This is a genomic window from Sutterella wadsworthensis 2_1_59BFAA (assembly GCF_000297775.1).
In the GTDB taxonomy this organism is placed as follows: domain Bacteria; phylum Pseudomonadota; class Gammaproteobacteria; order Burkholderiales; family Burkholderiaceae_F; genus Sutterella; species Sutterella wadsworthensis_A.
Map to the genome: position 1 here is coordinate 41,212 of NZ_JH815521.1, position 23,515 is coordinate 64,726.

Consider the following 23,515-nt stretch of genomic DNA (forward strand, 5'->3'; position numbering starts at 1 on the left):
TCGACAGGTCGCAAATCAAGAATTAGAGTCTTCCTGCCATCTACGGGCGAGACTTGAATCTTGAAAGAAGTGATCTGGAAGCCGGGCCATGGATCGAGAGATTTGAAAAGTTGCCCTACAATATTGGTCATAGCGCTCATCCTTTTTTCGCGGTTCTTCTCTAGTAACTTGAATCTGCCTGAAATTGGGAGTGAGCGCTACTTTTTTTTCTTGGAGGGAGCCGACCAGACTTTTTCTTAAAAGTCAAGGCCGCGTTCCACGGACTTCCGAGATGAACCAAGAAAAAGGCCGTCCGAGTCGTGAGACAGGGGCGGCCTTTAAAGATTGATGGGTTGTATTTGCGTCAGTACTCGGGCTCGAGCACATCCTCGGCCCTGCACACGTCGATGCAGGCAAGTCGCCAGGCGGCTTCGGCCTTCTCAAGGCTGCCGTTGGCGTCGATCGCGGCGGAGGCGTCGGTGATGACATGGGTGTCGAACCCTTCGCGAGCTGCATCGATTGCGGTGAACGAGACGCAGTAGTCAAGTGCAAGGCCGCACACCCAGACGTCAGTGATGCCGCGCTCGCGCAGACACCCCGCCAGCCCCGTCTTCGTCTCGTTGTCGGCCGCACAGAAGGCGGAGTAGCTGTCGATGTTGAGTTCCCTGCCCTTTCTAAGGACGAGGTCGGCCTTCATCGTGTCGACGCCCTCGATGGCAGCACCGTCGGTGCCTTCAACGCAGTGAACGGGCCAGAGCATCTGCATGCCGTATGGAAGTTCAATGACGTCGAGCACGTGCCTGCCTTCATGGTTCCGGGCAAAGGAGACGTGACCCGCAGGATGCCAGTCCTGGGTCATGACGATGCAGTCCCAGGAATTCTTTTCGAGCACTTCACGGATGACGGGCACGATCTTGTCGCCGCCGGGTACCGCCAGCGCGCCCCCGGGCAGAAAATCCTTCTGCAGGTCGACGATGATCAGGGCGTGCTTTCGTGAGGTTTGTGCCATTTCTTAGACTCCGGCAGCGGTTGAACGTTTGTGATTCCGCGGACGACTTCCACGGCAGTTGTTCGATTTTAAGGGACCTGGTGCGGACCTTGAGCCCGAGTCAGGATAAACCCTGCAGGGTTTGGCCTTTGATTGAGAAATGTCGACTCCCCTTGGGCGAATGCCTTAGGGAAGGCACCTTGAGCCCCTTTCCCGCACTGCTAGACTTTTCATCAGTTTGCCTGAAAATCAGGCGTTCGCAACAACCAACAATAAGAGATAGAATCATGACAGATATGGCAGGAACGGTGCCGGTCATCGCAGTGGACAAGGTGCAGGCCGTCGCGCTCGCAGTATGCACCTATTATTTTGGCGTCTGGCTCAAGGGGAAGGTCGGCGTGCTTTCACGCTATTCCATCCCGAGTCCCGTGGTGGGCGGCATGTCCTTTGCCATCGTCGTCTCCTTCCTCGAGTACTTCAACATTGTCAAGGTTCAGATCGACTCGACGCTGCAGACCGTGCTCATGCTCGGCTTCTTCACGACCATCGGCCTGATGGCCAGCCTTCGCGTCGTCAAGGACGGCGGCAGGCTCCTTCTCGGCTTCCTCCTCGCGGTCACGGTACTTGTGTTTCTCCAGAACGGCATGGGCATGGCCATAGCGGAAGCCATGGGCTTTGACAAGCACTACGGCATTCTCGCGGGCTCCGTCTCCATGATGGGCGGCCTCGGCACCGCCGCTGCCTTCGGTCCCTATTTTGAGGAAACCTACGGCATCACGGGCGGCACCGCCGTTGCCGTCACCGCCGCCACCTTCGGCATGGTCGCCGCCCTTCTCATCGGCGGCCCGTTCGGCGAATGGTGCATTCGCCGCTACAAGGTGAAGACTCCCGACGAAGTCCAGCAGCCTGAACCCGAGTTGCACCTCCCCGACGACATGGACACCGACATTACGGAACAGCACGCATCCGCGAAGCCAAACTTCACGAATGAGATCATGCGGGCGGTCTCCGTCACGGCGCTCGCCATGGGCCTCGGCACGATCGTCTCGAACTTCCTCGGCCACTACATCACGCTGCCCGCCTACATCGGTGCCATGATCGTCGCCACCGTCATCCGCAACGTCGGCGACTTCTCGGGGATGTACAAGGTCGAAGGCAAGGGCCTCAACGCAGTGGCCGACATCACGCTCGTCCTCTTCGTCACGATGGCCATCAACAACCTGAAGCTCCACGAGCTCGTGCACCTCGCGCTCCCGCTCGTAGTGATCCTCGCCTGCCAGACGATCCTGATGCTCATCTACGCCTGGACAGTGCTCTTCACGGCCTTCGGCCGCTCCTACGACGCCGTCATGCTCTCCGTGGGCGGCATCGGCTTCTCCATGGGTGCTACGGCCAACGGTCTTGCCAACATGCAGGCCATCAGCGAAAAGTACGGCTCGTCCCCGCGCGCCTGGCTCATCGTCTCGGTCGTGGGCGCATTCCTCATCGACCTGATCAACGCCGTCGTCATCACGTGGTTCGGCACGTTGTAACGACAGGCTCTCTTCTGATCTGAAGATGTCAGACCAAGCTCTCGTTTCACAACCCGACACGGCGCAGGAGGTCCTCAGGGGCCTTCGTGCCGCCGTGCCCGTCATGACGGGCTTCGTTCCGGTCGGCCTCATTCTCGGCTCTACGGGGACACATGCCGGGCTCTCGCCCTTCACCTCGGGCTTCATAGAAACGCCGCAAGGAGACATCTGACTTCAGGAAGCCGCGGCCAAGGCATTTCGAAAATCGTGTCAACCTCGTGCACGGCTTCCGTAGCCGATCAGGCTTTTTCGGGCTTCCTGATTGAAAGACCGCCCGCTTCGCGCCAAAGGGAGTGGAACCCGAGCTCGAGCACGTCATCGCGACCTTCTGCAAATTCCCGCGCAGCCTCGAGCACTGCGGGGAGATCCCAGGCAAGGAACACGTCATAGGCATACCGCCTGCCGTCGACCTTGACGACATCGGCGAGGATCTTGACCTTGTTGGGCATCAGGCGGGCGTTTTCGGCCTGCACGATCTTGAGGACATGGTCACAGGACTTCTTGTTGTAGTCGTGCAGGAACTTCGTGCGTTCCTCACCCTTGAGGCAGGCGGCCTTCTTCGTCACGGCGGCTCGGTCCTTCATGAACTTGGCTTCCTCAGCCTGGATGAGCTGCGTGCGTTTGGCGAGTTCGTCGCCGCGCAGGTAGTCGATGGCGTTGTTGGAGGCGCTGAAGACGCTGTGCGGCGTGAAGTCGGCACGGAAGTCGAACATGGCGGGAGTGCCTGCGAAGTGTTCCTTCGTCGCCGTGGCCGGATCCGTGAAGGCGGTGCCCTTGGCGGGGCCCGCGAGCGGATAGAGCGGCACGAAGACGGACTGGCACGGACGGCCGAGCGTCTTCCAGGCTTCGGTGAGCGTCGGATCGGCCGTCAGGTTGTAGACGATCGAGTCATGGGACGTCGTGCGGCAGATGCCTTCGGACTTGGAGTGATAGAGCTCCTGGTCCTGACCGATGTAGTCCTCGTGAAGGCGCAGGAGGGCCATGGCGTCCTTGACACCGAGCTTGCGGTCGATGACGGCGCTGTACGGGAACTTTTCAGGATCGTTGTATTCGACGCCCGTAAGGAACTTCCAGGCGAGCACGTTGCGGTTGGCGTTCCAGCGTTCGTGCCGAACGGATTCCTGAGCCACGACCATGCGCCAGTTGAAGATCGGGTTCTTGGCGTCGTGGCGGCCGTCTTTGACGGCACGCTCGACCTGCTTGGGCTCGATCCGCCAGGTTTCCTTGTCGTTGAGGTCCACCTTGTCCATCATGAAGTTGTTCGGGATGTAGACGACTTCGTTGTCATGGATCTTGCGGACGGCCCAGCTATTGCCCTGATGGATGGCGAGCTGCCAGGCTTCGTTGGCGTCGGCGAACGTATACGTGCGCCCGTCGTGGAAGTAGCCGAATTCGGCGAGCAGCTTCGTCGCGATGTCCACTGCCTCGCGGGCGGAGTGAGCGCGCTCGGCCACCAGACGGCGAATGCCGTAGCCGATGCCGCCGTCCTTCACCTCCATGCGGTCAGCGTCGAAGATTTCACCGCACCAGTTGGTGGCGACCACGACGCCCGCATCGTTGAAGAAGCCGTCAGCAAAGCTCGCGCCGTTGGGCACGAAGGTCTGCGTCCAGTAGAAGCCCAGCGTTTCCTCAACCTGCGGGATCTCGGCCGCGAACTTTTCGAACTTCACGGTCTCGCCCTTCTTGTGCTTGGCGGGCGGGACGTAGTGCTGCATGTTGAAGAGACGCCCGCCGTTGTCTTCGTAGTGGGCGACGATGATGCTCCACCGTCGAAGTTGAGTTTGAGGAAGCCTTCGAAAGCTTCTGAGAACGCAACTTCGACATGGGACGAAGAAAGCCCCGCCGAACAGATTATCGGGGGGACTTTTTTTGATGACAACGAGTGGACACGGGGTCCTGTCGGAAGTACAATACAACTACATTGTAAGTGCATTATTCTTTAGGAGGTAATATGGGAACTTTCACGATGCGTATGGACGATGAATTCAAAAAGGAATTCAGCGAGGCCTGCAAGGAATTGGGATGCAACATTTCGACTGTCGTGACGATGCTAGGGACCAAAATGATTCGCGAACGCCGCATTCCTTTTGAGGTCTGTTCGGATCCGTTTTATTCCGAAGCAAATATGGCTCACTTGAAGCGGTCAATTGCTCAGTTGGAGGCTGGTCAAGGAAAGGTTCATGAACTCATCAAACCCGAGGATTGATCATGCCTTTTACTTGGTCCGACGATGCGTGGAACGACTATGTTTGGTGGCAGTCTCAAGATCGCAAAACGCTGAAGCGAATTAATCTTTTGCTCAAAGATATTCAACGGAACCGATACGAAGGGTTGGGAAAGCCTGAGCCGTTGGAGTTTGAAAGATCCGGATGGTGGTCGCGACGAATCGATCAAAAAAACCGTCTGGTTTACAGGGTTTTGGACAATGGTTTCATCGACATTGCCTCCTGCAAGTCGCACTACGACGATTGAGAGAAAGCCCCGCCGCAAGACACTGATCTGGACCCCGAAACTTGGACTACAAAATAAACTCCAAGTTGAGTGCGGCCGATTTTAACGCTCGCCGCTTGGCATAGCCGGGACAAGCAAGTCCCGGCTACGCCGATAGCGTATTTTATCTGGGGCGCGTCAAGGGACGACCGAACAACTTAGATCCTCCCAAAGGGCCCCTCCAACTTCTTCGGTCAACCCTTGACCCGACTCATCGCTCTCAGACCGCTGAGAACGCTCTTATTCCGCTTTAACATAACGCTGACGGTACTCGGATGGTGCGTATCCATCCAAACGCTCCTGAGGTCTCTTCGTGTTCCAATGGGCGATATAAGCCGTCAGATCGCTCTTGAAGGCGTCAAAGCTATCCCAGCACTGCCCCCTGAAGAACTCGTCCTTCATATGGCCAAATGCCTGCTCTGTTGCCGCATTGTCCAAACAGTTACCCTTGCGAGACATGCTTCGCGTGACGTTGTGCTCCTTGGTCCATTTAATCCAATCAGGATTCTGATATTGCCATCCCATATCGCTGTGAAGGATGGGACTAGCCCCAAGGGGTAACGCCTTCACCAACGCGTCGAACATCTCTTCTTGCTGATCCATGTTGGGCGATCGACTGATGGAGAAAGCCAGAATCTCATTGGAGTAAAAGTCAACGACCTGAGCGAGGTATACCTTACCGAAGGACAAAGCGAACTCTGTCACATCGGTACCGATCTTCGTGAAGGGGCAGGCTGTTTTGAAATCGCGTGCCAAGAGATTGGGAACGGTACGATTGTCGCCTTTATAAGAGCTGTACTTTCCAAACCCCTGTCGCCTAATCTTACAGATCAACCCCAATTCTCGCATTACCTTCAATACCGTCTTTTTCGCGATGACGATGTTGAACTCACGACGTAAACGCATGAAGATCTGGCGATGGCCGCAACCATTTGACGTGCGGTTGAAGATTTCCTTGACCTTCTCATGAACGTCCGGGCGTGTAGCTGCCTTCGGATGTTTACGGGCATAGTAGTAGCTCGACCGGGGCAACCCAATGATCTTCAACAGAAGATCAAGATCATGTTGCCCTGAAAGAGAATAAACGATCTCTGCTTTCTCTCGATTGCTCAGTTTCGCCAATCTTTCAGGGCCGCGACTTTTTTTAAGATGGCATTCTCCGCTTCAAGTTGCTTGATACGAAGTTCCAGCTTCTCCATGGGGGTCAACTCTTGCACGGGCTTCTGCTTGGCCCCTAACTGACGTCCCCTTTTCTTCGGTTGCAGACCTGCTTCGCCATGTTCACTATAAATCTTGCACCAACGTCGAAGAAGCTTGGGAGCAACGCCATATGCAGCCAAGATGTCTTGGTACGAGACCTGATCTTCAATGCGAGCTTTGACTGCTGCCAGCTTGGTTTCGTAGGAATGTGTCGTTTTGACGGTATGTGACATTAGAAATCGAGAAACGCCCAAAATACGAATTGTAGCGCGCCAATCCCTAAGATCATGCTCATCCAGCCCAAGCTGGGTCATTATCTCTTGATAGCTTGCGCCATCCTCATAGAGCTCGAGAAACCTCAGCTTTCTAGCTTCAACTGTTCCCTTCCATTTATGTCCCATACAGATGGTCCCCAATTCTTTGTCCAAGAATCGGGGACCACATCACTTCCTCATCGTGAAGCGCACAAGCAAAGGCGTCAAGGTTTCCTTCAAGAATGAAAAGATCGAAGAAGCCAAGCGATACTGGGGGTACTTTGTCCTCGTGAGCAACGAAATTTGCGATCCCTTTGAAGCTCTGAAAGCATACCGCTCCCGCGAAAAGATTGAAGAGTTGTTCGCGACCTACAAGGACAGCTTCGACGGACGCAAGCCCAGAACGTGGTATCCGGAAAACCTTTACGGCAGACAATTCGCACAATTCGTCGGGCTGGGCTATCACTGCTTCCTGACGAAGAGAATTCAGGATGTGAAAAAGGGGCTTGCCCAAAAGAGCACTGAAAAGAAAACGAAGGAAGAGTTGAATCTCGAAGAAAAGCTGCTTGCTTGGCTCGATCAGCACTCACTGATTCAAATTCTTGATTGGTTCCGTTGCGTCGACTACGTTGCTACGACAGGTAACGACAGTGCTTCCAAATGGGCCACGGAAACAACCAAACGCGATCAGCTATTCCTCAAGCTGCTTGGTGTCAGTTGAATCGTGGCCGCATTAGACGACTTTTAGGGTACTACGGCGTCGCCCTCAAGTACGAATACCCGCTTTCCAAGCGCACCTCCGTCTATGGCGGCACGGGCTGGTACAAGGCCAAGGTCGACTACTCCGCCGACGACGTCTACAAGGAAGAGGGCTACCAGGCCTACCTCGGCCTCACGCACTGCTTCTGATGAGGCTCACGCATTGATCCTTCGGTCCGCATGGGAAAGATCGGTTCCGCGGACCGGGATTCAGGTTTGAAATACAGGACGGGCGGCTCCCGGTGAGGAGTCGCCCGTTTCCTTTGCGCCGATCGACACCCATCGAGTCTCGTCCCCTATGCGGATGTACGGAAGGGTGTCATTTACAAACAACTGCAGTAGAGCGCTTTACAAGACACCTTCCCCCGCCCTTGAACGTCAGTCTCCTGGGCCGGTTGTTGCAAATTAGCAACACTCCGCACGCAAAACACATATTTTTACAACCGAGGCTGACGTCACGATCGCCCCTTTCTGAAGGCCACTCTTACCGCCCTTCGGGAATACCCTTTCTTCGCAAAAAGAAGGCGGCAAACCCTTGCGCATCAAGGGGAGCGCTCATTTCGTCCGGATCCGTCGAGGTATTTCCGAAATGCCCTGCGTCGCTCGTGGACTTCGCCTTCATTTGCCCGGACGTCGTTGAGATGGGTTTGCGTACCGCCCGCATCGGCACTAGATTTGCGTTGCGATCAATTCAAACCCCTCGATCCTCCGGAAACGGAGGAAATTGGAGAAATACACAAATGTTCAAGAAGTCTCTTGCCGCGCTCGCCGTTCTCGGCGCTGCCGCCGGCTATGCCTCCGCTGCTGATGTGACCCTCTTCGGCGTCGTCGACACGGGCCTCATCTACACGCACCAGACCTTTGCTGACGACTCCAAGGCTGACGTCAACAAGTTCTCCATGGACTCCGGCGTCTCCTCCGCCTCCCGCTTCGGCCTGAAGGGCACGGAAGAACTCGGCAACGGCCTCAAGGTCGGCTTCAAGCTCGAAAACGGCTTCCAGTCCGATTCCGGCGCACTCAAGTCCGAAAAGCGCATCTTCGACCGCGAAGCTTCCGTCTCCGTCTACTCCGACTTTGGTACGCTCTCCATGGGCCGCATGGGCGGCGTTGGCTCCGGTGCCGGCACGTATGACCTCGTCCTCGCCACGGCTGATGCCTTCGACGGCGGCGACAACAACGTCTTCGGCTTCGCCACGTCCGACCGCTACGACAACATGGTCACGTACCAGACCCCGAAGTTCGCCGGTCTCCAGGCTACGGTCCAGTACTCCTTCAACGAAGACTCCGTCGAGGAAACGGCTCGTGAAGGCTCCTCCGCCGTGAACCGCTACAGCTCCGCCGCTCTTACCGGCGACTTCGGCGCTCTCCAGACGGTCCTCGCCTACGAATTCCAGAACTACAAGTCCTTCGGTGCTGCTGAACATGACGACGGCCAGATCGTCTACCTCGGCGGCAACTACGACTGCGGCTTCGCCAAGACCTTCGTCATGGGCCAGTACTTCAAGGGCATCAAGGCCGCTCAGCTCACCGCCATTACTGAAGCCGATGCCGATCGCATCGACACCGCTGTTGATCCGGAAGAATCCGCTGCCGCCGGCGTCAAGGGCTACGGCGTTCACCTCGGCACGATCGTCCCGGTTGCCGGCGGCGACCTGACGGTTGCGGCCTACTTCACGGACTTCACCGTCGAATTCGATGATGGTGTTGACGGTGATGCCAAGAGCTACGCCTTCGGTGCTAAGTACGAGTACTACCTCTCCAAGCGCACGTCCGTCTACACGGGTGCCGGCTTCGCTCAGGTCAAGTATGACGATGACGGCTCCGACAAGACGACCCAGGCTTACCTCGGTCTGACGCACCGCTTCTAACCGGATCCTTCAGTGCTCGGACCTGATCCTCAGCACTGAGTCATCCTGAAGCAAGGGCCGGCGGGCTCCGAAAGGAGCCGCCGGCCTTTTTCATGCCCGCCGTTTTCGTTCGCCTTACCCTTCCCTCTCATCATCGACGGCCTTCGCGATTCCGGACCGCGCCGCCCTCCGACAAAGCACCCGACCAAAAGAAAGACCGCCCTGCGTGATGCAGGACGGTCTTGTCATCTGTACCCTCAAGAGAAGGGATGATCGTGTCAGCGGACGATCAGAAGCGGTACGTCACACTCGCTCGCAACCGTCATCGTGACGGAGCCGAGCAGCGTGGCGGAGACGGAACTGTAGCCGTGGGAGCCCATGACGATCATGTCGTAGTTCTCTTCCTCGGCGTGTTCGGCGATGACGTCGCCCACGTCACCGTAGAGCGTCTTGGTCGAGACATTCATGCCGGCGCGTGTGAGAATGGCCTCGACCTCGTTGGCGATCGTGCCCGTTTCGGCAAAGCCGTTGGCCTGTTCGTCCTCAGCGCTCTTCTGAACGTGGATCAGCGTGAAGGACGTGCCCTGTTCGAAGAGGTCGACATGCTCCGTGAAGAAGCCCTGGACGCGAAGCGACTGGTCGGACTCATCAAGGCAGATCGCGATGCGCTTCAGGGACTCGGAAGTCGGCATGCGTTCGCGGATGAGCAGAATGGGACGATGAGAGTGCGCCACGACGTCGTTCGAGACGGAGCCGAAGAGCAGGCTGTCAAGCGGGCCCTTGCCGTGCGTGCCCATCACGACCATGTCGGCCGAAAGCTTGTCGCCGGCGGAAACAATGGTCTGGACGGGAGAGCCGACGCCGTAGTCGAGCGTCACGCTGGCGGGAAGCGTGCCGCAGCGGTCAATGATGGAGTCGAAGACGGTCTTCGCCTCCTCGCGGTAGAACTCGTCAAGGGTGTCAGGGTCCGTCGCAAAGCGGATGCGGTCCGAAGCGGGCTCCTGCGCGTAGAAAATGTGGATCTCGGGATCCTTGCCGAAGAGAGCGGGCTTGCCCGTCGCCCAGAAGGCGGCGTTCTTGCTGCATTCGGACGCGTCGATGGGAATAAGAATCTTCATTTTTTGGTCCTCCTCAGAGGTGCTCCTCGACGCAGGGTCCGTCGGAACGGTCGGAACGAAAGGGAGGCGTCGAATAACACCCTTGTGCCCCTTATCTTATAGAAAGAATCGGACCTTCGGGAGGAAAAATCGACATATACCCCCTATTTGATAGCACTTTTGCGTCACGAGTGAGCGCCCCTTGACCCCGCCCTCCTTCACGGGCCGTCTTTACACGGGAAAATCCCTCCAAAGGTCATGCAGGAAACGAGACACGCATAGGAAAAGAGCCGCCGGAAGCTTCCGTTCCGACGGCTCCTGATTGTTTGGACCGGGTCTTTTTTACCTGTCTTTGGCTTCCGCCACAACGAGCGTGAGACCGACTGCACGCAACGAGTCGAGCAGCACCTGAAGCGTCGGATTGCCGGACTTGCCGAAGGACCTGTAGAGGACCGCGCGGCCGATGCCGCTCGCCATGGAAACCTGGCTCATGCCGCGGCAGCGAAAGAGCTGGCCGATGCTCGCAGCGGCATCGGAGGCGGATCCATTGTTGAAGGCCTTGCAGATGTTGTCCATCTGAACCTGGTTATCCTCGAGGGACTTGGGCATGAGGACCGTCTTGTGCGAATTCATTCTGATCATCAGTTTCTCTCTGTATATTTTCGAGTTGAGATTCGGCCTTCAGCGGCGGCTCCTTGACGCAAGGCCCTGTCGTTCCTGCCTTTGAGGGGTATTGTGCGTATCCCCGACAGGCGCGACAGTCTCGAATCCGAGGGACCGTCAGGCCGTGTTTAAATTCGCGTATATGATACAGTCGCGCCGCCCCCTGCTGTCTACGACAAACACCTGAGTCGGGCCCATAAAGAAAAAATTTCTTGCGCCTGATCAAGGGTTTTTCCCAAAATTAACCTTTTCGCCGATGATTGAGCACGGCGTTTGGTTGTCGTCTTTAGGTTTCTCCCAAGCGTCATGAGACTGATTCTCGAGTCCTGAAGACTTCTGCAGGAGCGGTGTTTCGACCCGATTGTCGTGAAAAGGCGAACAATCTGAAGGATTTGGTTGCATTTGCCCGCCCTCTCCAGTTCTCCGGAGGACTTGTGGGTTCTTACCAGACTAAACAGTCCTATAAGGATAAAAATTTCTATATCAAAACACGGCTTTTCGGCCGGCAAAAAGGCCGCTTCGCGATGACGGCGAAACGGCCTTTTGGGGAGTCGTGAACGGGCGGAACTCGGGATCAGGCTCCGAGGCTCGCGACGAGTTCGGGCGCGAACTGTTGGCACCAGCCGTAGGCAGTGAGCAGGATGCCCGCGACGGGCACGAGCGCGTAGATGAGGAACTTCTCGAACGCGCCCCAGGTCTGGACCTTCGAGCGGAAGACGAAGGCAAAGACCACGGCTGCGCCGAAGATGAAGGAGCCCTGGCGGAAGTTCTGGCGGGCCTCCTCGATCGTGAAGTCGAACATCATCGAGAGGGAGACCGAGAGGGCCCAGGCGCAGATGATCGCGCCGGCCACCCAGAGAGCAGTGCCGATTCTGTCTTTCATAATTGGATTTCAGTCGGGTTCTTGTGGTTGGAAAAGGATTCAGTATTGTAGTCCTACGGAACGAGCGCCGTTGAAGCCGATCCGATTGCCGCGCCGCCCTCGCCCGCCGCCTTGCCCATGACGAAGGCTTGCCGATGCACGTTTTCTCCTTTTGCAGAGGACATTCGCCTTAGAATGACGTCATCAAGCAATTCACGAAGAGGACGCCATGCAGAGCCCGAAGCCGAAGATCCACGACCTTGCCATTCTCAACGCCCGCGTGCTCGACGTCTTCACGGGAGCGCTCGATACGAAGACAGTACTTGTTGAAGACGTCCTCATCCACGGGTTCGGTTCGGAACCCGCAAAAGAAACTTTCGAAGCAAAGGGCGCTGTGCTTCTGCCGAGCCTCATCGACTCGAACGTGCACATCGAGAGCCCGATGCTCTCCCCCGCCAGCTTCGCCTCACTGGTTCTTCCGTTCGGTACGACGACTGTCACCGCCGACCCTCATGAAATGACCAACCTACGCCATGCACGGGCTCGTCGAGGCCTGCCGGGACCTCCCGCTTGTCGTGAAGCTCATGGTGCCGTCCTGTGTTCCGGCCCTGCCCTTCGAGGATGAAGGCGCTTTCATTGATGCCGGGCAGACACAGGCGCTGCTCGAACACCCCGAGTTTTTTCGGTCTTGGCGAAATGATGAACGTGCCCGGCATCCTCAATGGCAACCCCGAGGCCTGCAGCAAGGTCGCGGCTGCCCTAAATCTCGACAAGCCCGTCGACGGCCACGCGCCGCTTTGCTCGGGCGCGGATCTCGAAGCCTATGCCCGTGCCGGCATCCGCACGGACCATGAATGCACGACGAGCTCAAAGCTTAGGGAACGCATTTCACTTGGCATGTACGTCTCGATCAGTGAAGGCTCGCTCGCGAGAAACCGTCTTCCCTTGATCGAGAACCTCATTGCCGACCTTTCGCGGCGCTGCAGCTTCTGCACCGACGACAGGCACCTCGCCGACACGCTTGAGCGCGGGAACATCAACGGCATGCTGGCGATGGCCGTTGAGGCGGGCATCCATCCCGTTGACGCCGTGAGGATGGCGACTCTCAATACCGCCGAATGTAATGGCCTTCAGGACCGCGGCGTGAGTGCGCCCGGACGCAGAGCCGACCTGCTGCTTCTCGACAACCTTGATGACTTCAGTCCGCTCGCCGTCTGGACGAAGGGCAGGCTCGTCGCGCGCAACGGGAGCCTTGTCATCGACGCTCCGAAGCAGAAGCCCGGATTTCTTGCGGACACGGTGAGGATTGCGCCCGTCACGGCCGAATCCTTCGACTTCCAAGCTCGTCAGGGAATGCCAGGATGATCGGCCTTCTGCCTCACAGCCTCATCACGGAGGAGGAGATTGCCTCGGTGAAGACGCTTCGCGACGGTACGGTAAGGCTCTCCGACAATCCGGGACTCGTGAAGCTTGCGGTCGTCGAACGGCGCAGGCGCACGGGCCGCATCGGCACGTGTCTTCTTGATCCCGCCTATAGGCTCAGAGGTGGCGCGATCGCCACGTCGGTTTCCCACGACTCGCACAACATCGTTGTAGCTGGTGACGACGAAGAGGACATGGCGCTCGCCGTTCAAAAGATTGAGGAAATGCAGGGCGGGATTGTCATGGTTGCGAGGGGAGAAGTACTCGACGCGCTGCCGCTTCCCGTCGCGGGCCTCATAAGCGATGGGACACCCGAAGAGACGGCGGCGGCCATCAGGCGGCTCACGAAGCTCGCCCACGGGCACTACGGCATTTCGCAGGACAGCGACGCCTTCATGACCCTCTGGTTCCTTGCGCTCCCCGTTATTCCGTACCTCAAGCTCACGACGAAGGGACTTTTCGACGTCACCCGATTTGATTTCGTGCCAAACGACGCGGCGCTTGAAGACAATCGCGGACGAGTGGGAGACCGGATTTCATCCCGACCCGCCGCATTTTTTGCCTGCCGTCATGCATTTCCGGCGATTCGAGCGTTTTCTTCGTATTTTTTGGCTTTCCCTCGTGTACACTTGAGCTCATTCGTTATTTAAGCAAGATCAGGAACATGTCCAACGTCTTCATCACCGGCGCTTCAAGCGGCATCGGTGCGGCACTTGCCCGCCAGTATGCGCAGCGAGGCGACGTCCTCGGGCTCGTCGCCCGCAATCCCGAAAAGCTGCAGGCCCTCATCGACACGCTTCCCGGCGACAAGTCTCGCTACCACGCGATTCCCGCCGACGTGACGAAAAAGGATGAGATCATTGCGGCCGCACAGAAGTTCGAGGCCCTTTCCGGGGGCGCTGACATCGTGATCGCCAACGCGGGCATTTCCATCGGCTGCAAGACCGAGTTCTACGAGGACCTTGAGGTGATGGAAGCCATCTACAGGACGAACGTCTTCGCGATGGCCTACACCTTCCACGGCTTCATCGAGCCGATGACGAAGCGCGGCCGCGGCAAGCTCGTGGGCATCGCCTCGGTCTCCGGCATTCGAGGCCTTCCCGGCAGCGAAGCCTACGGCGCATCCAAGTCCGCCGTCATCACCTACAACGAAAGCCTTCGCGTCGGCCTCAGGAAGACGGGCATCAAGGTCCAGACGATCAGTCCGGGCTTTGTGAGGACGCCTCTCACGAGCGCCAATCCCTACAAGATGCCCTTCGTACTCACGCCCGACGAATTCGCCGAGCGCGCCGTCAAGGCCATCGACAGCGACGCCTCCTACCGCACGATTCCCTGGCAGATGGGCCTTCTCGCGAAGGCCATGCGCATTGCGCCCAACTGTCTCTGGGACAAGATCGTCGCCAACCGCAAGCAGAAGCCCCGCCTCGCCGACAAGCAGAAGGCCGAAGCCGAGGCCGCGCAGAGGAAATGAGCGCGCCTGAACACTATGCTGATTGAACCGGTCCATTACAAAGAAAATGACCAGCGACCTTCCGGCTGCTCGACGTTGTGAGCAGGTTCATGCGCGACATGAATCCGCGCAGCACGCCGACCCTCATGGAGATTCACATGACCACCTACAAGCCCACCGGTGAGAAGCCCGACGAATTCAACCTTTATCTTCAGGGACGCATGTCCGCGCTCGGTCTCGATCCGAAGACCATCGCGGCAAACACGGGCATTGCGCTCCCCACGGTTCTCACCCATCTGAACCTAAAAGTCGTTCAAAACGGTCACGATACTCAAGTGAAAATGACGTTTTGATAGAAAAATCCGTGAAATACACGGACTTTTTCTTGCTTTCAATAGTGTACGTATGATAGAATATAAGGGCATTATTGGAGATACTCATGGGACGCCCTCTCACTGGAAAAACGCATGTCGGCATTCGCCGCGAAACCCGCTCGAATGGCGACGTCTACGTATACGAACGTGTGACTGGATATGATCCGAAAACTCAGAAAACAAAGACGCTCTCTACCCGACTTTTAGGCAAAATCCTGGCTAGGTCGACCGAAATGATCCCGACCCGCCCCAAAAAGAAGCGTTCCGAAGTTATCGAGGCACCCGTCCAGGCCGTCCGCACCCATGTCGGACTTCAAAAAATCCTCGAGTGGGCAGGTCATGAATCCGGTATTGATGCGGATCTCCAGAGGAGCTTCGAGATCGGCGACGCCCTCAAGTTGAGTTCGATCGCTCGGTACTGGGTCGCGACTGACGGTGACACGTTGCCGCGCATGGAATCATGGCAAGTAATGAATCCGCTACCGTACGGACACCCCATCACTCAGGATGTTTACGGCAAGCTGTTCGCCTCGGTTGGTCGAAATGAATCTGGAGTGCAGTCGTATTTTCAGTGCCGTGGACAAAGAGTCTCGTCGACGGGTTTGAATCTGGCGTTGGACACCACGACTTTCTCGACGTATTCGAAGAATCAAATTGAAGCGCGTCAGGGATTCAACAAGGATGGGGACGGGCTTGATACGATCAAGCTTCTCGTGCTGTACTCTGTGGAAAATCGTCAGCCCGTCGCTTTCAGCAAGCAGCCCGGGAACATCCCTGACAAGATCTCGCTCGCCAATGCGCTTCGACAGCTTGACATGCTCGATCTGGCGTCGCCGGTCATCGTGGCCGACAACGGGTTCTACAGTCAGGACAACATGACGCATTTTGCCCGCGAGCACACGAAGTTCTTGATGCTCGCCAACAGTACCGACAAGTGGGTTCGCTCGGAAATCGACGCCGCACGCGAAGAGCTCGGGCACTTCAGGAACGTCTGCCCGTTTGACGTCGATGTCAGCGGCGTCATGCGCCGCAGGCAGCACGGGTTCAGCATCGTGCGAAAACGCACGCGCGGGAATTTCGAAGCCGGGGAGACGGAATCGTTTACGCGACGCCTGTACGTCCATGTATTTCACAAACCGGAGGCTGCTCCGATTCAGGAGCGCAGGCTTCGCGAGAGCCTTTTCTCACTCAAGAAGGATCTAGAGGACGGCGTCGAGGAATTTCGGCCGGCTGCCCAGAAACAAATCGACAGCTACCTCACGGTGAAACGTACGGCCAAAGGCGTCAAGGTCGACTTCAAAATGGACGGGATCGAGGAAGCAAAGCGCTATTGGGGGTATTTCGTCCTTGTGAGCAATGAAATCAAGGATCCCTTCGACGCGCTGAAGGCATACCGTTCCCGTGAAAAGATCGAAGAGCTTTTCGCTACGTACAAGGACAGTTTTGATGGGCGAAAGCCGAGGACGTGGTATCCCGAGAATCTGTACGGCAGGCAATTTGCCCAATTCGTTGGTCTGGGCTACCACTGCTTCCTTGCGAAGAGAATCCTTGATGTGAAGAAGGCGCTCTCCGAAAAAGAAACCGAGGGAAAGACGAAGGAGGAGTTGAGTCTCGAAGCAAAGCTGCTCGCTTGGCTCAATCAGCACTCGCTCATTCAAATTTTGGACTGGTTCCGTTGTGTCGACTACATCGCCGCAACGGGGAATGCCAGTGCATCCAAATGGACAACGGAAACGACGAGACGCGACCAGCTCTTTCTCAAGATGTTGGGCGTGAAGTAATTCGTGGGGGCTTTAGACGACTTTAAGGATCTGAACCTCCCCGGCAAGCCCATCAAGCCCCAGAGCATCCAGAAGTTCGCAGCCGAGCTCAACGTTCCTTATGCGGTGCTTCGCGACCTCTACACGCGCGTGCGCTGCCAGGGCAAGGTTCGCACGAAGTACGTCATCGGCATGATGCCCAAGGGCGAGACCGCCCTGCTCGCCATGATGATCAAAAACACCCTGACCTACAGGTCCATTCCGATGACCGATTTCTCGGAGATGACGGGCATTCCTCTTGATCAGCTCATGTATCCCCCGAGAAAGCCCTCCGACGCCTTTGTCGCAGCCCTTGCACAGGGTTTTGACGTCGGCGAAGACGCCATCCGTGAACATACCACCAGTCTCGTGGGCACGAAGGACAGGACGCCCATCGTGCTCTCCGAGCTCCAGAAGCGGGGACTTTGCTTCAGAGACTGGATCGCCATGATCAACTGCTCCGTCGAGAACGCCTACAGGCTCCTTGTCGGCAGATTTCCGCTCGATCCCGACCTCAAGATCACGGCTGCTCTGGCCCTGCGCATCGATCCCGAAGAATTCATCTTCAGATACGACACCTCGAAGAGCACCACTGCCTCCGAAGCCAAGCGTGCGAAGCGCTTCTGCGAGCTTGTCATTGCCATGATGGAGCACAAGAAGCTCACGAAGTCCGAGTTCATTCACAAGAGCGGCGTGCACTCCTTCACGGCCGACACCATGCTGGCCGGCGAGACGACCTCGCTCCTCTACAGAACGCTGGAAAAGACCTCGGCGGCCCTGGAGATCCCCATCGAAACGATCATCGATCATATTTCGGGACTCAAGCCCGCCATTTGACGTCTCCTCGACGTCATCCTTCAGCGGTGACGACCGGGTCGCGGAAGACGAATCCCTCAGGACTAGGTCCGGCGGCAGCCCTTGGTGTGGAAATATCCGGTGGAATCCTTTTCAAAGATCGTACCGTCCGGATACGGTATTTTGCCGTCATAGCACATGCTGCGCATTTCAGGTGAAATCGAAATCGAGAAGCGAATTTTCATCATCTGTTGACGCGTGAGTTTGACACCCGCCTTCCTGGGTGCGTCGGCCGACACCCCGGCCGAGATCCTGACGCACGGACCGCCGTTAATGACGGCCGTACGCTGAAAGGCTCCGCACTTCTCCAGCATGGCCAGAACGAGGAACGCCGTCTGTTCGGTGGTGATCAGGCGCGCCAGCGCCTCGAGGCCACCCTCGGCCTGAAGGACGCGGGCGGCGTTTTCAAGGTGTTCGGGATTCCTGCAGAGTGGCGCAACCTGATGGATGGTTCGGTTGAGTGAAAGCCATTGCTCGTCGACGACAGGTTTCCTGAGGGTCATGTTTTTTATGTATGGTGTCATTTCTGTAGCTTGTGTTATTGCGAAGAAATGTCGAAACGCCTGAGCGGTTGCGACGCGAACATCGTGCCATGCAGATCAAAAGTTTTCAACCCGAGCAAATGACGGAAATGTCGTCTCAAGACGCATCCAAGGCGGTTTTCGCCTTTTGAAATCAATTTTCAGGGTGAAGATCTCTGCCGCTTCAATAGAACGTGATCGCCGTCAACGCCTGAAAGACAGAGGCCTTAAGGCGATGTTCACTTCCGGATTTCATCAGGAGCATCGACGAGACTTCGATTTCTTGATTCAAATCAAGCCTTTCTGAAATCACCCTCGAGATCAAGGATCAAGCTAAAAAAAATGGACCGCCTGCAGGCAGCCCTCTTGAGTGTCGAATGGAGCGCAAAATGCACGGTCGTCAGCGCATCATGCCATCGCAGGCCGTGCAGAGTTCTTCAATGTAGTCGATGCGGGAAAGCGCATGAGACCAGCAGACGGGAATGCCGTTGTCGCCGTCTTGGCCGTAGATGATGCCGGCAAGGCCGCCGGTAACCGCACCGATCGTGTCGGCGTCACCGCCCAGATTGACGGCCTTGAGGACGGCATCGACGTAGTTGTCGGAGTTGATGAGGCACCAGAGGGACGCCATGAAGACGTCGGAGACGAAGCCGGAGTTCGGCACGGAGACGCGCGAGAGGTGCGGCATGAGCTGCAGCTTCGGGAGGTAGTAGTCCGGAATCTCGACGAAGTGGTTCTCAATGAGCGCTTCAAGCGCCTCGGCGGGCTTGTGCCCCTGAAGGAGCTCGTCGACGTAGCACGAGTAGAGACGGCAGATGACGATGCTGATCTGGTGGCTGTGCGTGAGCGAACCAGCCGCATCGACGATCTCGAGGCGGTCGGGGCTGTTGAGAAGCGCATAGGGAAGCATGCGCATGAGTGCGCCTGCGCCGTTGTCGAGAATGTCGCCACCGCCGCAGATGTCGGCGGGCGTGCCGCTCCGATGGCGCGAGACGGCCCTGGCCGTCGTGCGGCCCCAGCCGTAGGCCTTGCCGTCGGGGGTGTAGGCCCCCTCGTGCAGCCAGCGGTCGAACTTCATCATCACGTCCTCGGCATCGTAGCCCTGCCTTTCACGAAGGCTGTCGAGCTCGGCCAGAATCATGGCCGTATCGTCCGACCAGAAACCGACGGGCTTTTCATGCCAGCCAAGGGGGTGCATGTTCTCGCAGACGTAGGTGTCCCTTTCCTGCCCTTCATAGGGCACGCCAAGAGCGTCGCCGACTGCTGCGCCGACAACGGCCTGCAAAAGATGCGACATCGAGAATTTCCTCCAATCCCGGAACGACCATCGTCCTAGGGTTTTCATTTGCTTCACGATTGTAGCCCATTCGCGTTAACCCTGAAGGGGACCGGTTCTCAATTCCCCTGACCTTTTCCCTGCAAAGCGGCTGCCCTGACCCGCCCTCTTCCGAAATTTTACGTTTTTCTACCGATCGCCATCCCATGAATGGGTTACGGCTCAGCCGCTCCGCTCCCCCTCACCGAAGGGGCCCGAGCGGCTCACCCGCTCTGTTTTGACACCTTTGCACGGCAGTCGATCGGCTCGAAACGACTGCAGGAGTAAAAACCGCTTCCTCTGAAAACCCAAATTCGAGGGTTTTCCCCAACGGGGCTGAAGCTTAATGAATGTCCCGTATGGCGAAAGGTTTTTGCCGAAGCGTACATTTGCTCTCGCCGGCAAACGAAAAACCCCGCCAACCGTCTCGAATCAACCGAACGTCGGCGGTTTTCTCAAAAAATCAGATGAAAATCATATGAAAATCAATTTCCATCAACTAGTATCCGCCGTGGGATCAAAGAAAGACAAGATCGCCGCAGGCCTTCTTGTTCTGTACGCCCAAGCAGCTTCCGCGGGGGACGTGCAGGCCTTCGACAAACTGTACACCCAGCTCACGGGCTGGGCCCAGGGCTCCCTGGGGAAGTCCATCGCCATCATCTTCCTGCTTGTCGGCCTCGCTGTCGGGCTCGCCAAGGGGAGTCTCTATGCTGCAGTTGTATCCATCGCCTGCGGCTTGACCTTGATGATCGCACCCTCCGTCATTGACAGCATCTTTACTGTCTGATGGCGGCACCCGAGGGCGTTCGCGTCCCGACCGGCCTTGACGATCCTCCTCGATTTCTCTTTTTCGATGCGGACCTCGTCGCCGTGGTCCTCACCGTGACCTATCTCGGTGCGGTGCTGGACCACATTGGGGCCGGCGTCTTTCTGGGCGCGCTGTCGGCCTACGGCTGGCACAAGGTCTCGGGCCTTCACGGCCGCGGCTACGGCGCAGCGCTCGCCTACTGGCACCTCGGCGCGTCTTCCTTCGGGCGGACGCCCCCGAGCTCGGCCAGACACTTCGTGCGCTGAAGCCCGTCCGCCGACGGTCAGGCCCGAACGTCAATCACTTCCCCCCATTCCCCAGGGCCGCAGCCGTACGTCCGCGCATGCGCAGCCGCCTCGGGGATCCTTCTCATGCTCTACACATCCATCGTCGCCGAACGCATCGGCTTGAGACGAAGCTTTGCCGTCATCATGGCGATGAGCTTTGCGCTCAACTTCATCCTCGCCCTCGCGCTTCTCCTGCAGCAGCCCGAGACGCGCACCATCGTCGTTCCGCCCACGCTCGCCGCCGAGCGCGAGGTCTGGACCTTCGACGAGGCGGGTCCCGGAGCGCCGTACCTCGAGCGTTGGGCCCTCTCCGTCCTCTCCCATGCGGCAAGCGTCACGCCCGAAACCGTCGACTCCTCCCGCCGCGTCGTCCTTCAGCACGTTGACCCGGGCTTCTACGGAAAGCTCGAGGAGGCCCTCATCGTTGAGGCCGACCGCATCAAGAAGGACCACTCCTCCACGATCTTCTATCCCGACCGCGCCCGCGTGAACACGTCCGACCTCTCCGTCGAGGTCGAAGGCGTCCAGAAGACGCTCGTCGGCAGCACCGTCACGAGCTCGAGAAAGAAGACCTGGCGACTGACGTTCCGCTACGACGCAGGACGCCTCTTCCTCACGTCCCTCACCGACCAGCCGTCGTCTGGGTCCTGACAAAACCTTCCCTCACGGAGCCCTCATGATCGTCACTCGCTCTGACATTGAGTCCTTCAAGCGATTCGTCCCGAAGCTCGCGCTCGCAGGCGCAGCCATCCTGATCCTCTCGGCCTTCGCCCCGTCGTCCGACGCCGCCGTCTTCACGGCCCGTGAAGGCGACGCACCCCTTGAATTCACGCTGCCCGCGCACGAGACCACCATGGTCGCCATTCCGGCCGACCCCATTGCCTCGGCCGTCTACGACCGTCACCTGATCGACGTTCAGACGGATGCCGCGAGCGGCATGCTCTACGTCCTCCCGAAGATGGAGGGCTCGGCCATGGTCTACGTCACCTGCAGGTCGGGCGAGACTGCGCCCCTGCATCTCACCTTCACCGCGGATGCGGAGCCCCGCACCATCATCCTCGAAAAGAGCGTGCGCAGGGCCGAACAGGCGAATGCGCCCGTTCGCGTGCCCGCTGCGCCCCTTCGCGCCGAAGGCTTCCCCGCCGAGATGAAACGCCTCGTGACGCTCGTCCTCAGGGGCGAAGAGACCGATGAAGTCTCCCGCACCGCCATGACCGAGCCCGCTCAGGGTGCGGCCGCCGCCATGAAGAGGCTCGCACCGCTTCGCGTGCGCATCGAAGGCATCTGGCGCTCCCGCCATGCCGAGGCGGTTGAACTCACCGTCAAAAACGGAACGGTCTTTCCCGTTGAGATCAATCCCGAGCTTCTCTCAGGCTCGGTCTGGGCTGCTGCCGCAACCGAAACCTCTCTTGAGCCGGGCGACAGCTGCAGGCTCGTCCTCGTGGAGAACGCCCGTGAATGAGATCAGAACGAACGATTGCGCATGCACCGTGCGCAACGCTGACGCCGGCCATCTTCCCGGAGTGTCGTCATGCAGCTGAAGGACATTTTCTCCGCGTCTTCTGACGGCGTCTCCCAGCCCTCGAACAGCAGTCTAAGGTTCAAGCAGAAGGCGCTCGCCGCCACGATCCTCGCCACTCTGGCGATCATCGCCTTCATTGCTGTCGAGGCATCCGACACCAAGCCCGCCCGCAAGGCTCCGACCGAAGCGGCCATGATCACGCTGCGCCCCGACGGCACGGACAAGGACGTGCTCATCGCCCGCTATGACGCAAACTTCCTTGCGCTCAGCCGCAGGATCGAGGAAGTGCAGCGCGAGGCCGCCGCAACCGAGACGCGACTGCGCGCGATCATCGCCGACCAGAAGTCCCGGCTCGAGACGCAGACAAGCGAAGTCAAGGACCTCAAGGCGATCGCAGGACGCGCGGGCCTTACGCCCCGTCCGGGCGAAACGCCCGAGGAGACCGAGGCCCGCATCAAGAGCCTGCTCAAGGCAAACGACGATGCGGCCTACATCTCGAAGCTCTCCTCCCAGTTCGGCTCGAAGACTCCCGGAAAGGTCTTTCACACCGATCCCGCCAGGAACACGAACGAACCCGCCTCTTCAATCGTCCCCGCGCTTCCCGACATCTCGGGCGGCGTGAAGGTTCCGGATGAAGCGCATGCGGCGGCGCGACAGGCGGTCTCGGGCCCGAGGCTCGCGATGGTGACGCTGCCGCCTCCCGCCCCACCGACGCCGCCCGCACCCCGTGTGGGACCTTCGCCCACGCTCAACCCCGACACGCCTCTGCAGGTGAACAGGGCCGCGGGCACGACCGTCGAGGACTACCTGCCTGCAGGCTCCTTCGTGCGGGGCAGGCTGCTGACGGGGGTCTATGCCTCCACGGGCGCAGGTGCTGCGAGCCAGCCGCTTCCGATGGTGATCCGTCTTGAGGACACGGCCGTGCTGCCAAATGCCTGGCGCAGTCAGGTGACGGCCTGCCACGTGACCGCCTCGGCCACGGGCGACCTCTCTTCCGAGCGCGCCTTCGTGAGGCTCGACCGGCTCTCCTGCGTCGGCAAGAAGGGAGAAGCACTCGACGTGCGCGTCTCCGGCTACGCCGTGGGCGAGGACGGCAAGGTGGGCGTGAGAGGAAAGCTCGTGACCCGATCGGGTCAGGCCATTGCCTCTGCGCTCTCCGTCGGCCTGCTCTTGGGGCTGGGCGAATCGATCACCCGCTCTTCCGAGGAGGTGACGACGTCGATCACGGGCACGCAGAGCAAGCGATACAAGAACGCCTGGATGTCCGGCATGGGCGAAGGCCTCTCCGACTCCATGGACCGCATCACCGACTACTACCTGAGACTCGCCGACCGCATCTTCCCCGTGCTTGAGGTGGATGCCGGCCGCTCCGTCGACCTCGTCTTCTCGCAGGGCGTGCTGCTCGCCGATCCCTCGAAGCGATAACGACAAACACAACACAGGAATCCAGCC

The 23,515-nt window shown here is 58.4% G+C and carries 27 protein-coding genes and 1 pseudogene; 19 read left to right on the top strand and 9 right to left on the bottom strand.

Annotated features, from left to right (window positions below; all coding sequences use genetic code 11):
* Positions 1-343: 343 nt before the first annotated feature.
* Entirely contained in the window at positions 344-988 is a 645-nt protein-coding gene (locus tag HMPREF9465_RS11075; protein WP_005437023.1) for a nicotinamidase, read from the bottom strand.
* Between the two features lie 266 nt (positions 989-1,254).
* Here HMPREF9465_RS11075 and gltS point away from each other — a divergent pair, with 266 nt between their 5' ends.
* Complete coding sequence (gene gltS / locus HMPREF9465_RS11080) at positions 1,255-2,499, top strand: sodium/glutamate symporter (RefSeq protein ID WP_005437025.1); 1,245 nt, start codon at positions 1,255-1,257, stop codon at positions 2,497-2,499.
* Positions 2,500-2,524: 25 nt separating this feature from the next.
* A complete protein-coding gene (locus HMPREF9465_RS13340; RefSeq protein WP_147645373.1) occupies positions 2,525-2,710 on the top strand; it encodes a hypothetical protein in 186 nt (61 codons plus the stop codon).
* A gap of 67 nt (positions 2,711-2,777) precedes the next feature.
* Here the strand turns inward: HMPREF9465_RS13340 and HMPREF9465_RS11085 are convergent, their stop codons facing one another.
* Positions 2,778-4,454, bottom strand: a complete 1,677-nt coding sequence (locus tag HMPREF9465_RS11085) for a C69 family dipeptidase (protein WP_269208177.1) — start codon at positions 4,452-4,454, stop codon at positions 2,778-2,780.
* Positions 4,455-4,489: 35 nt separating this feature from the next.
* Between HMPREF9465_RS11085 and HMPREF9465_RS11090 the strand changes: the two genes are divergently transcribed.
* The gene (locus HMPREF9465_RS11090; protein WP_005437028.1) at positions 4,490-4,744 is read left to right on the top strand and encodes a type II toxin-antitoxin system RelB/DinJ family antitoxin; all 255 of its coding nucleotides are present in this window, start codon (positions 4,490-4,492) and stop codon (positions 4,742-4,744) included.
* A 2-nt stretch (positions 4,745-4,746) separates the two neighbouring features.
* A complete protein-coding gene (locus tag HMPREF9465_RS11095; RefSeq protein ID WP_005437029.1) occupies positions 4,747-5,010 on the top strand; it encodes a Txe/YoeB family addiction module toxin in 264 nt (87 codons plus the stop codon).
* Positions 5,011-5,268: 258 nt separating this feature from the next.
* Here HMPREF9465_RS11095 and HMPREF9465_RS11100 read toward each other — a convergent pair whose 3' ends face one another.
* Both HMPREF9465_RS11100 and HMPREF9465_RS11105 read right to left on the bottom strand, forming a co-directional pair.
* Positions 5,269-6,150 (bottom strand): IS3 family transposase, encoded by an 882-nt coding sequence (locus HMPREF9465_RS11100; protein ID WP_147645179.1) that lies wholly within the window; start codon positions 6,148-6,150, stop codon positions 5,269-5,271.
* Positions 6,138-6,629, bottom strand: coding sequence for a helix-turn-helix domain-containing protein (locus HMPREF9465_RS11105; RefSeq protein ID WP_038007218.1), 492 nt, complete (start codon positions 6,627-6,629; stop codon positions 6,138-6,140). Before HMPREF9465_RS11105 ends, HMPREF9465_RS11100 begins: the two co-directional genes overlap by 13 nt.
* Before the next feature lie 43 nt (positions 6,630-6,672).
* On the opposite strand from HMPREF9465_RS11105, the pseudogene HMPREF9465_RS11110 reads away from it, so the two are divergent.
* The 3 genes and pseudogenes from HMPREF9465_RS11110 to HMPREF9465_RS11120 all read left to right on the top strand — a co-directional run.
* Positions 6,673-7,203 (top strand): annotated as a pseudogene (locus HMPREF9465_RS11110) (transposase); the annotation flags it as partial.
* Complete coding sequence (locus tag HMPREF9465_RS11115; RefSeq protein WP_038007848.1) at positions 7,200-7,391, top strand: hypothetical protein; 192 nt, start codon at positions 7,200-7,202, stop codon at positions 7,389-7,391. The pseudogene HMPREF9465_RS11110 and the gene HMPREF9465_RS11115, both read left to right, overlap by 4 nt.
* A 590-nt stretch (positions 7,392-7,981) precedes the next feature.
* Positions 7,982-9,109, top strand: a complete 1,128-nt coding sequence (locus tag HMPREF9465_RS11120) for a porin (RefSeq protein WP_005437034.1) — start codon at positions 7,982-7,984, stop codon at positions 9,107-9,109.
* A 257-nt stretch (positions 9,110-9,366) separates the two neighbouring features.
* Here HMPREF9465_RS11120 and HMPREF9465_RS11125 read toward each other — a convergent pair whose 3' ends face one another.
* The 3 genes from HMPREF9465_RS11125 to HMPREF9465_RS11135 form a co-directional block, all read right to left on the bottom strand.
* A complete protein-coding gene (locus HMPREF9465_RS11125; protein ID WP_005437036.1) occupies positions 9,367-10,206 on the bottom strand; it encodes a universal stress protein in 840 nt (279 codons plus the stop codon).
* 321 nt (positions 10,207-10,527) lie between these two features.
* Complete coding sequence (locus HMPREF9465_RS11130; protein WP_005437038.1) at positions 10,528-10,827, bottom strand: DNA-binding protein; 300 nt, start codon at positions 10,825-10,827, stop codon at positions 10,528-10,530.
* Between the two features lie 595 nt (positions 10,828-11,422).
* The gene (locus HMPREF9465_RS11135; RefSeq protein WP_005437040.1) at positions 11,423-11,731 is read right to left on the bottom strand and encodes a hypothetical protein; all 309 of its coding nucleotides are present in this window, start codon (positions 11,729-11,731) and stop codon (positions 11,423-11,425) included.
* Positions 11,732-11,939: 208 nt separating this feature from the next.
* Here HMPREF9465_RS11135 and HMPREF9465_RS13515 point away from each other — a divergent pair, with 208 nt between their 5' ends.
* From HMPREF9465_RS13515 to HMPREF9465_RS11160, 7 genes are all read left to right on the top strand, one after another.
* Entirely contained in the window at positions 11,940-12,335 is a 396-nt protein-coding gene (locus HMPREF9465_RS13515) for a hypothetical protein (protein WP_005437041.1), read from the top strand.
* Positions 12,336-12,349: 14 nt separating this feature from the next.
* On the top strand, positions 12,350-13,075 hold the full coding sequence (locus HMPREF9465_RS13520) for an amidohydrolase family protein (RefSeq protein ID WP_051009085.1): 726 nt from the start codon (positions 12,350-12,352) through the stop codon (positions 13,073-13,075).
* Positions 13,072-13,782 (top strand): adenine deaminase C-terminal domain-containing protein, encoded by a 711-nt coding sequence (locus HMPREF9465_RS13525; protein ID WP_005437043.1) that lies wholly within the window; start codon positions 13,072-13,074, stop codon positions 13,780-13,782. Before HMPREF9465_RS13520 ends, HMPREF9465_RS13525 begins: the two co-directional genes overlap by 4 nt.
* A gap of 14 nt (positions 13,783-13,796) precedes the next feature.
* Positions 13,797-14,603 (top strand): SDR family oxidoreductase, encoded by an 807-nt coding sequence (locus HMPREF9465_RS11145; RefSeq protein ID WP_005437044.1) that lies wholly within the window; start codon positions 13,797-13,799, stop codon positions 14,601-14,603.
* A 137-nt stretch (positions 14,604-14,740) separates the two neighbouring features.
* The gene (locus tag HMPREF9465_RS11150; protein ID WP_231289393.1) at positions 14,741-14,935 is read left to right on the top strand and encodes a hypothetical protein; all 195 of its coding nucleotides are present in this window, start codon (positions 14,741-14,743) and stop codon (positions 14,933-14,935) included.
* Positions 14,936-15,021: 86 nt separating this feature from the next.
* Positions 15,022-16,737 (top strand): transposase, encoded by a 1,716-nt coding sequence (locus HMPREF9465_RS11155; RefSeq protein ID WP_005437052.1) that lies wholly within the window; start codon positions 15,022-15,024, stop codon positions 16,735-16,737.
* 3 nt (positions 16,738-16,740) lie between these two features.
* Positions 16,741-17,592 (top strand): helix-turn-helix domain-containing protein, encoded by an 852-nt coding sequence (locus tag HMPREF9465_RS11160; protein ID WP_005437053.1) that lies wholly within the window; start codon positions 16,741-16,743, stop codon positions 17,590-17,592.
* 62 nt (positions 17,593-17,654) lie between these two features.
* On the opposite strand, the gene HMPREF9465_RS11165 is transcribed toward HMPREF9465_RS11160, so the two are convergent.
* Together HMPREF9465_RS11165 and HMPREF9465_RS11170 are read right to left on the bottom strand one after the other, a co-directional pair.
* Positions 17,655-18,113: a hypothetical protein gene (locus HMPREF9465_RS11165; protein WP_038007852.1), complete on the bottom strand. Its 459-nt coding sequence runs from the start codon at positions 18,111-18,113 to the stop codon at positions 17,655-17,657.
* Between the two features lie 418 nt (positions 18,114-18,531).
* On the bottom strand, positions 18,532-19,428 hold the full coding sequence (locus HMPREF9465_RS11170) for an ADP-ribosylglycohydrolase family protein (protein ID WP_005437055.1): 897 nt from the start codon (positions 19,426-19,428) through the stop codon (positions 18,532-18,534).
* Between the two features lie 391 nt (positions 19,429-19,819).
* Between HMPREF9465_RS11170 and traA the strand changes: the two genes are divergently transcribed.
* The 5 genes from traA to HMPREF9465_RS12585 all read left to right on the top strand — a co-directional run bounded on the left by traA (position 19,820) and on the right by HMPREF9465_RS12585 (position 23,488).
* Positions 19,820-20,233 carry a TraA family conjugative transfer protein gene (gene traA, locus HMPREF9465_RS11175; RefSeq protein ID WP_147645375.1) on the top strand — a complete coding sequence of 138 codons (414 nt, stop codon included), beginning with the start codon at positions 19,820-19,822 and terminating at the stop codon, positions 20,231-20,233.
* Positions 20,233-20,520: a type IV conjugative transfer system protein TraL gene (gene traL, locus HMPREF9465_RS12580; RefSeq protein WP_005437059.1), complete on the top strand. Its 288-nt coding sequence runs from the start codon at positions 20,233-20,235 to the stop codon at positions 20,518-20,520. Before traA ends, traL begins: the two co-directional genes overlap by 1 nt.
* 105 nt (positions 20,521-20,625) lie before the next feature.
* Positions 20,626-21,192 (top strand): type IV conjugative transfer system protein TraE, encoded by a 567-nt coding sequence (gene traE / locus HMPREF9465_RS11185; RefSeq protein ID WP_005437060.1) that lies wholly within the window; start codon positions 20,626-20,628, stop codon positions 21,190-21,192.
* Positions 21,193-21,217: 25 nt separating this feature from the next.
* Positions 21,218-22,003, top strand: a complete 786-nt coding sequence (locus HMPREF9465_RS11190; RefSeq protein ID WP_005437062.1) for a TraK domain-containing protein — start codon at positions 21,218-21,220, stop codon at positions 22,001-22,003.
* Positions 22,004-22,072: 69 nt separating this feature from the next.
* The gene (locus tag HMPREF9465_RS12585) at positions 22,073-23,488 is read left to right on the top strand and encodes a TrbI/VirB10 family protein (protein ID WP_005437064.1); all 1,416 of its coding nucleotides are present in this window, start codon (positions 22,073-22,075) and stop codon (positions 23,486-23,488) included.
* Positions 23,489-23,515 lie beyond the last annotated feature (27 nt).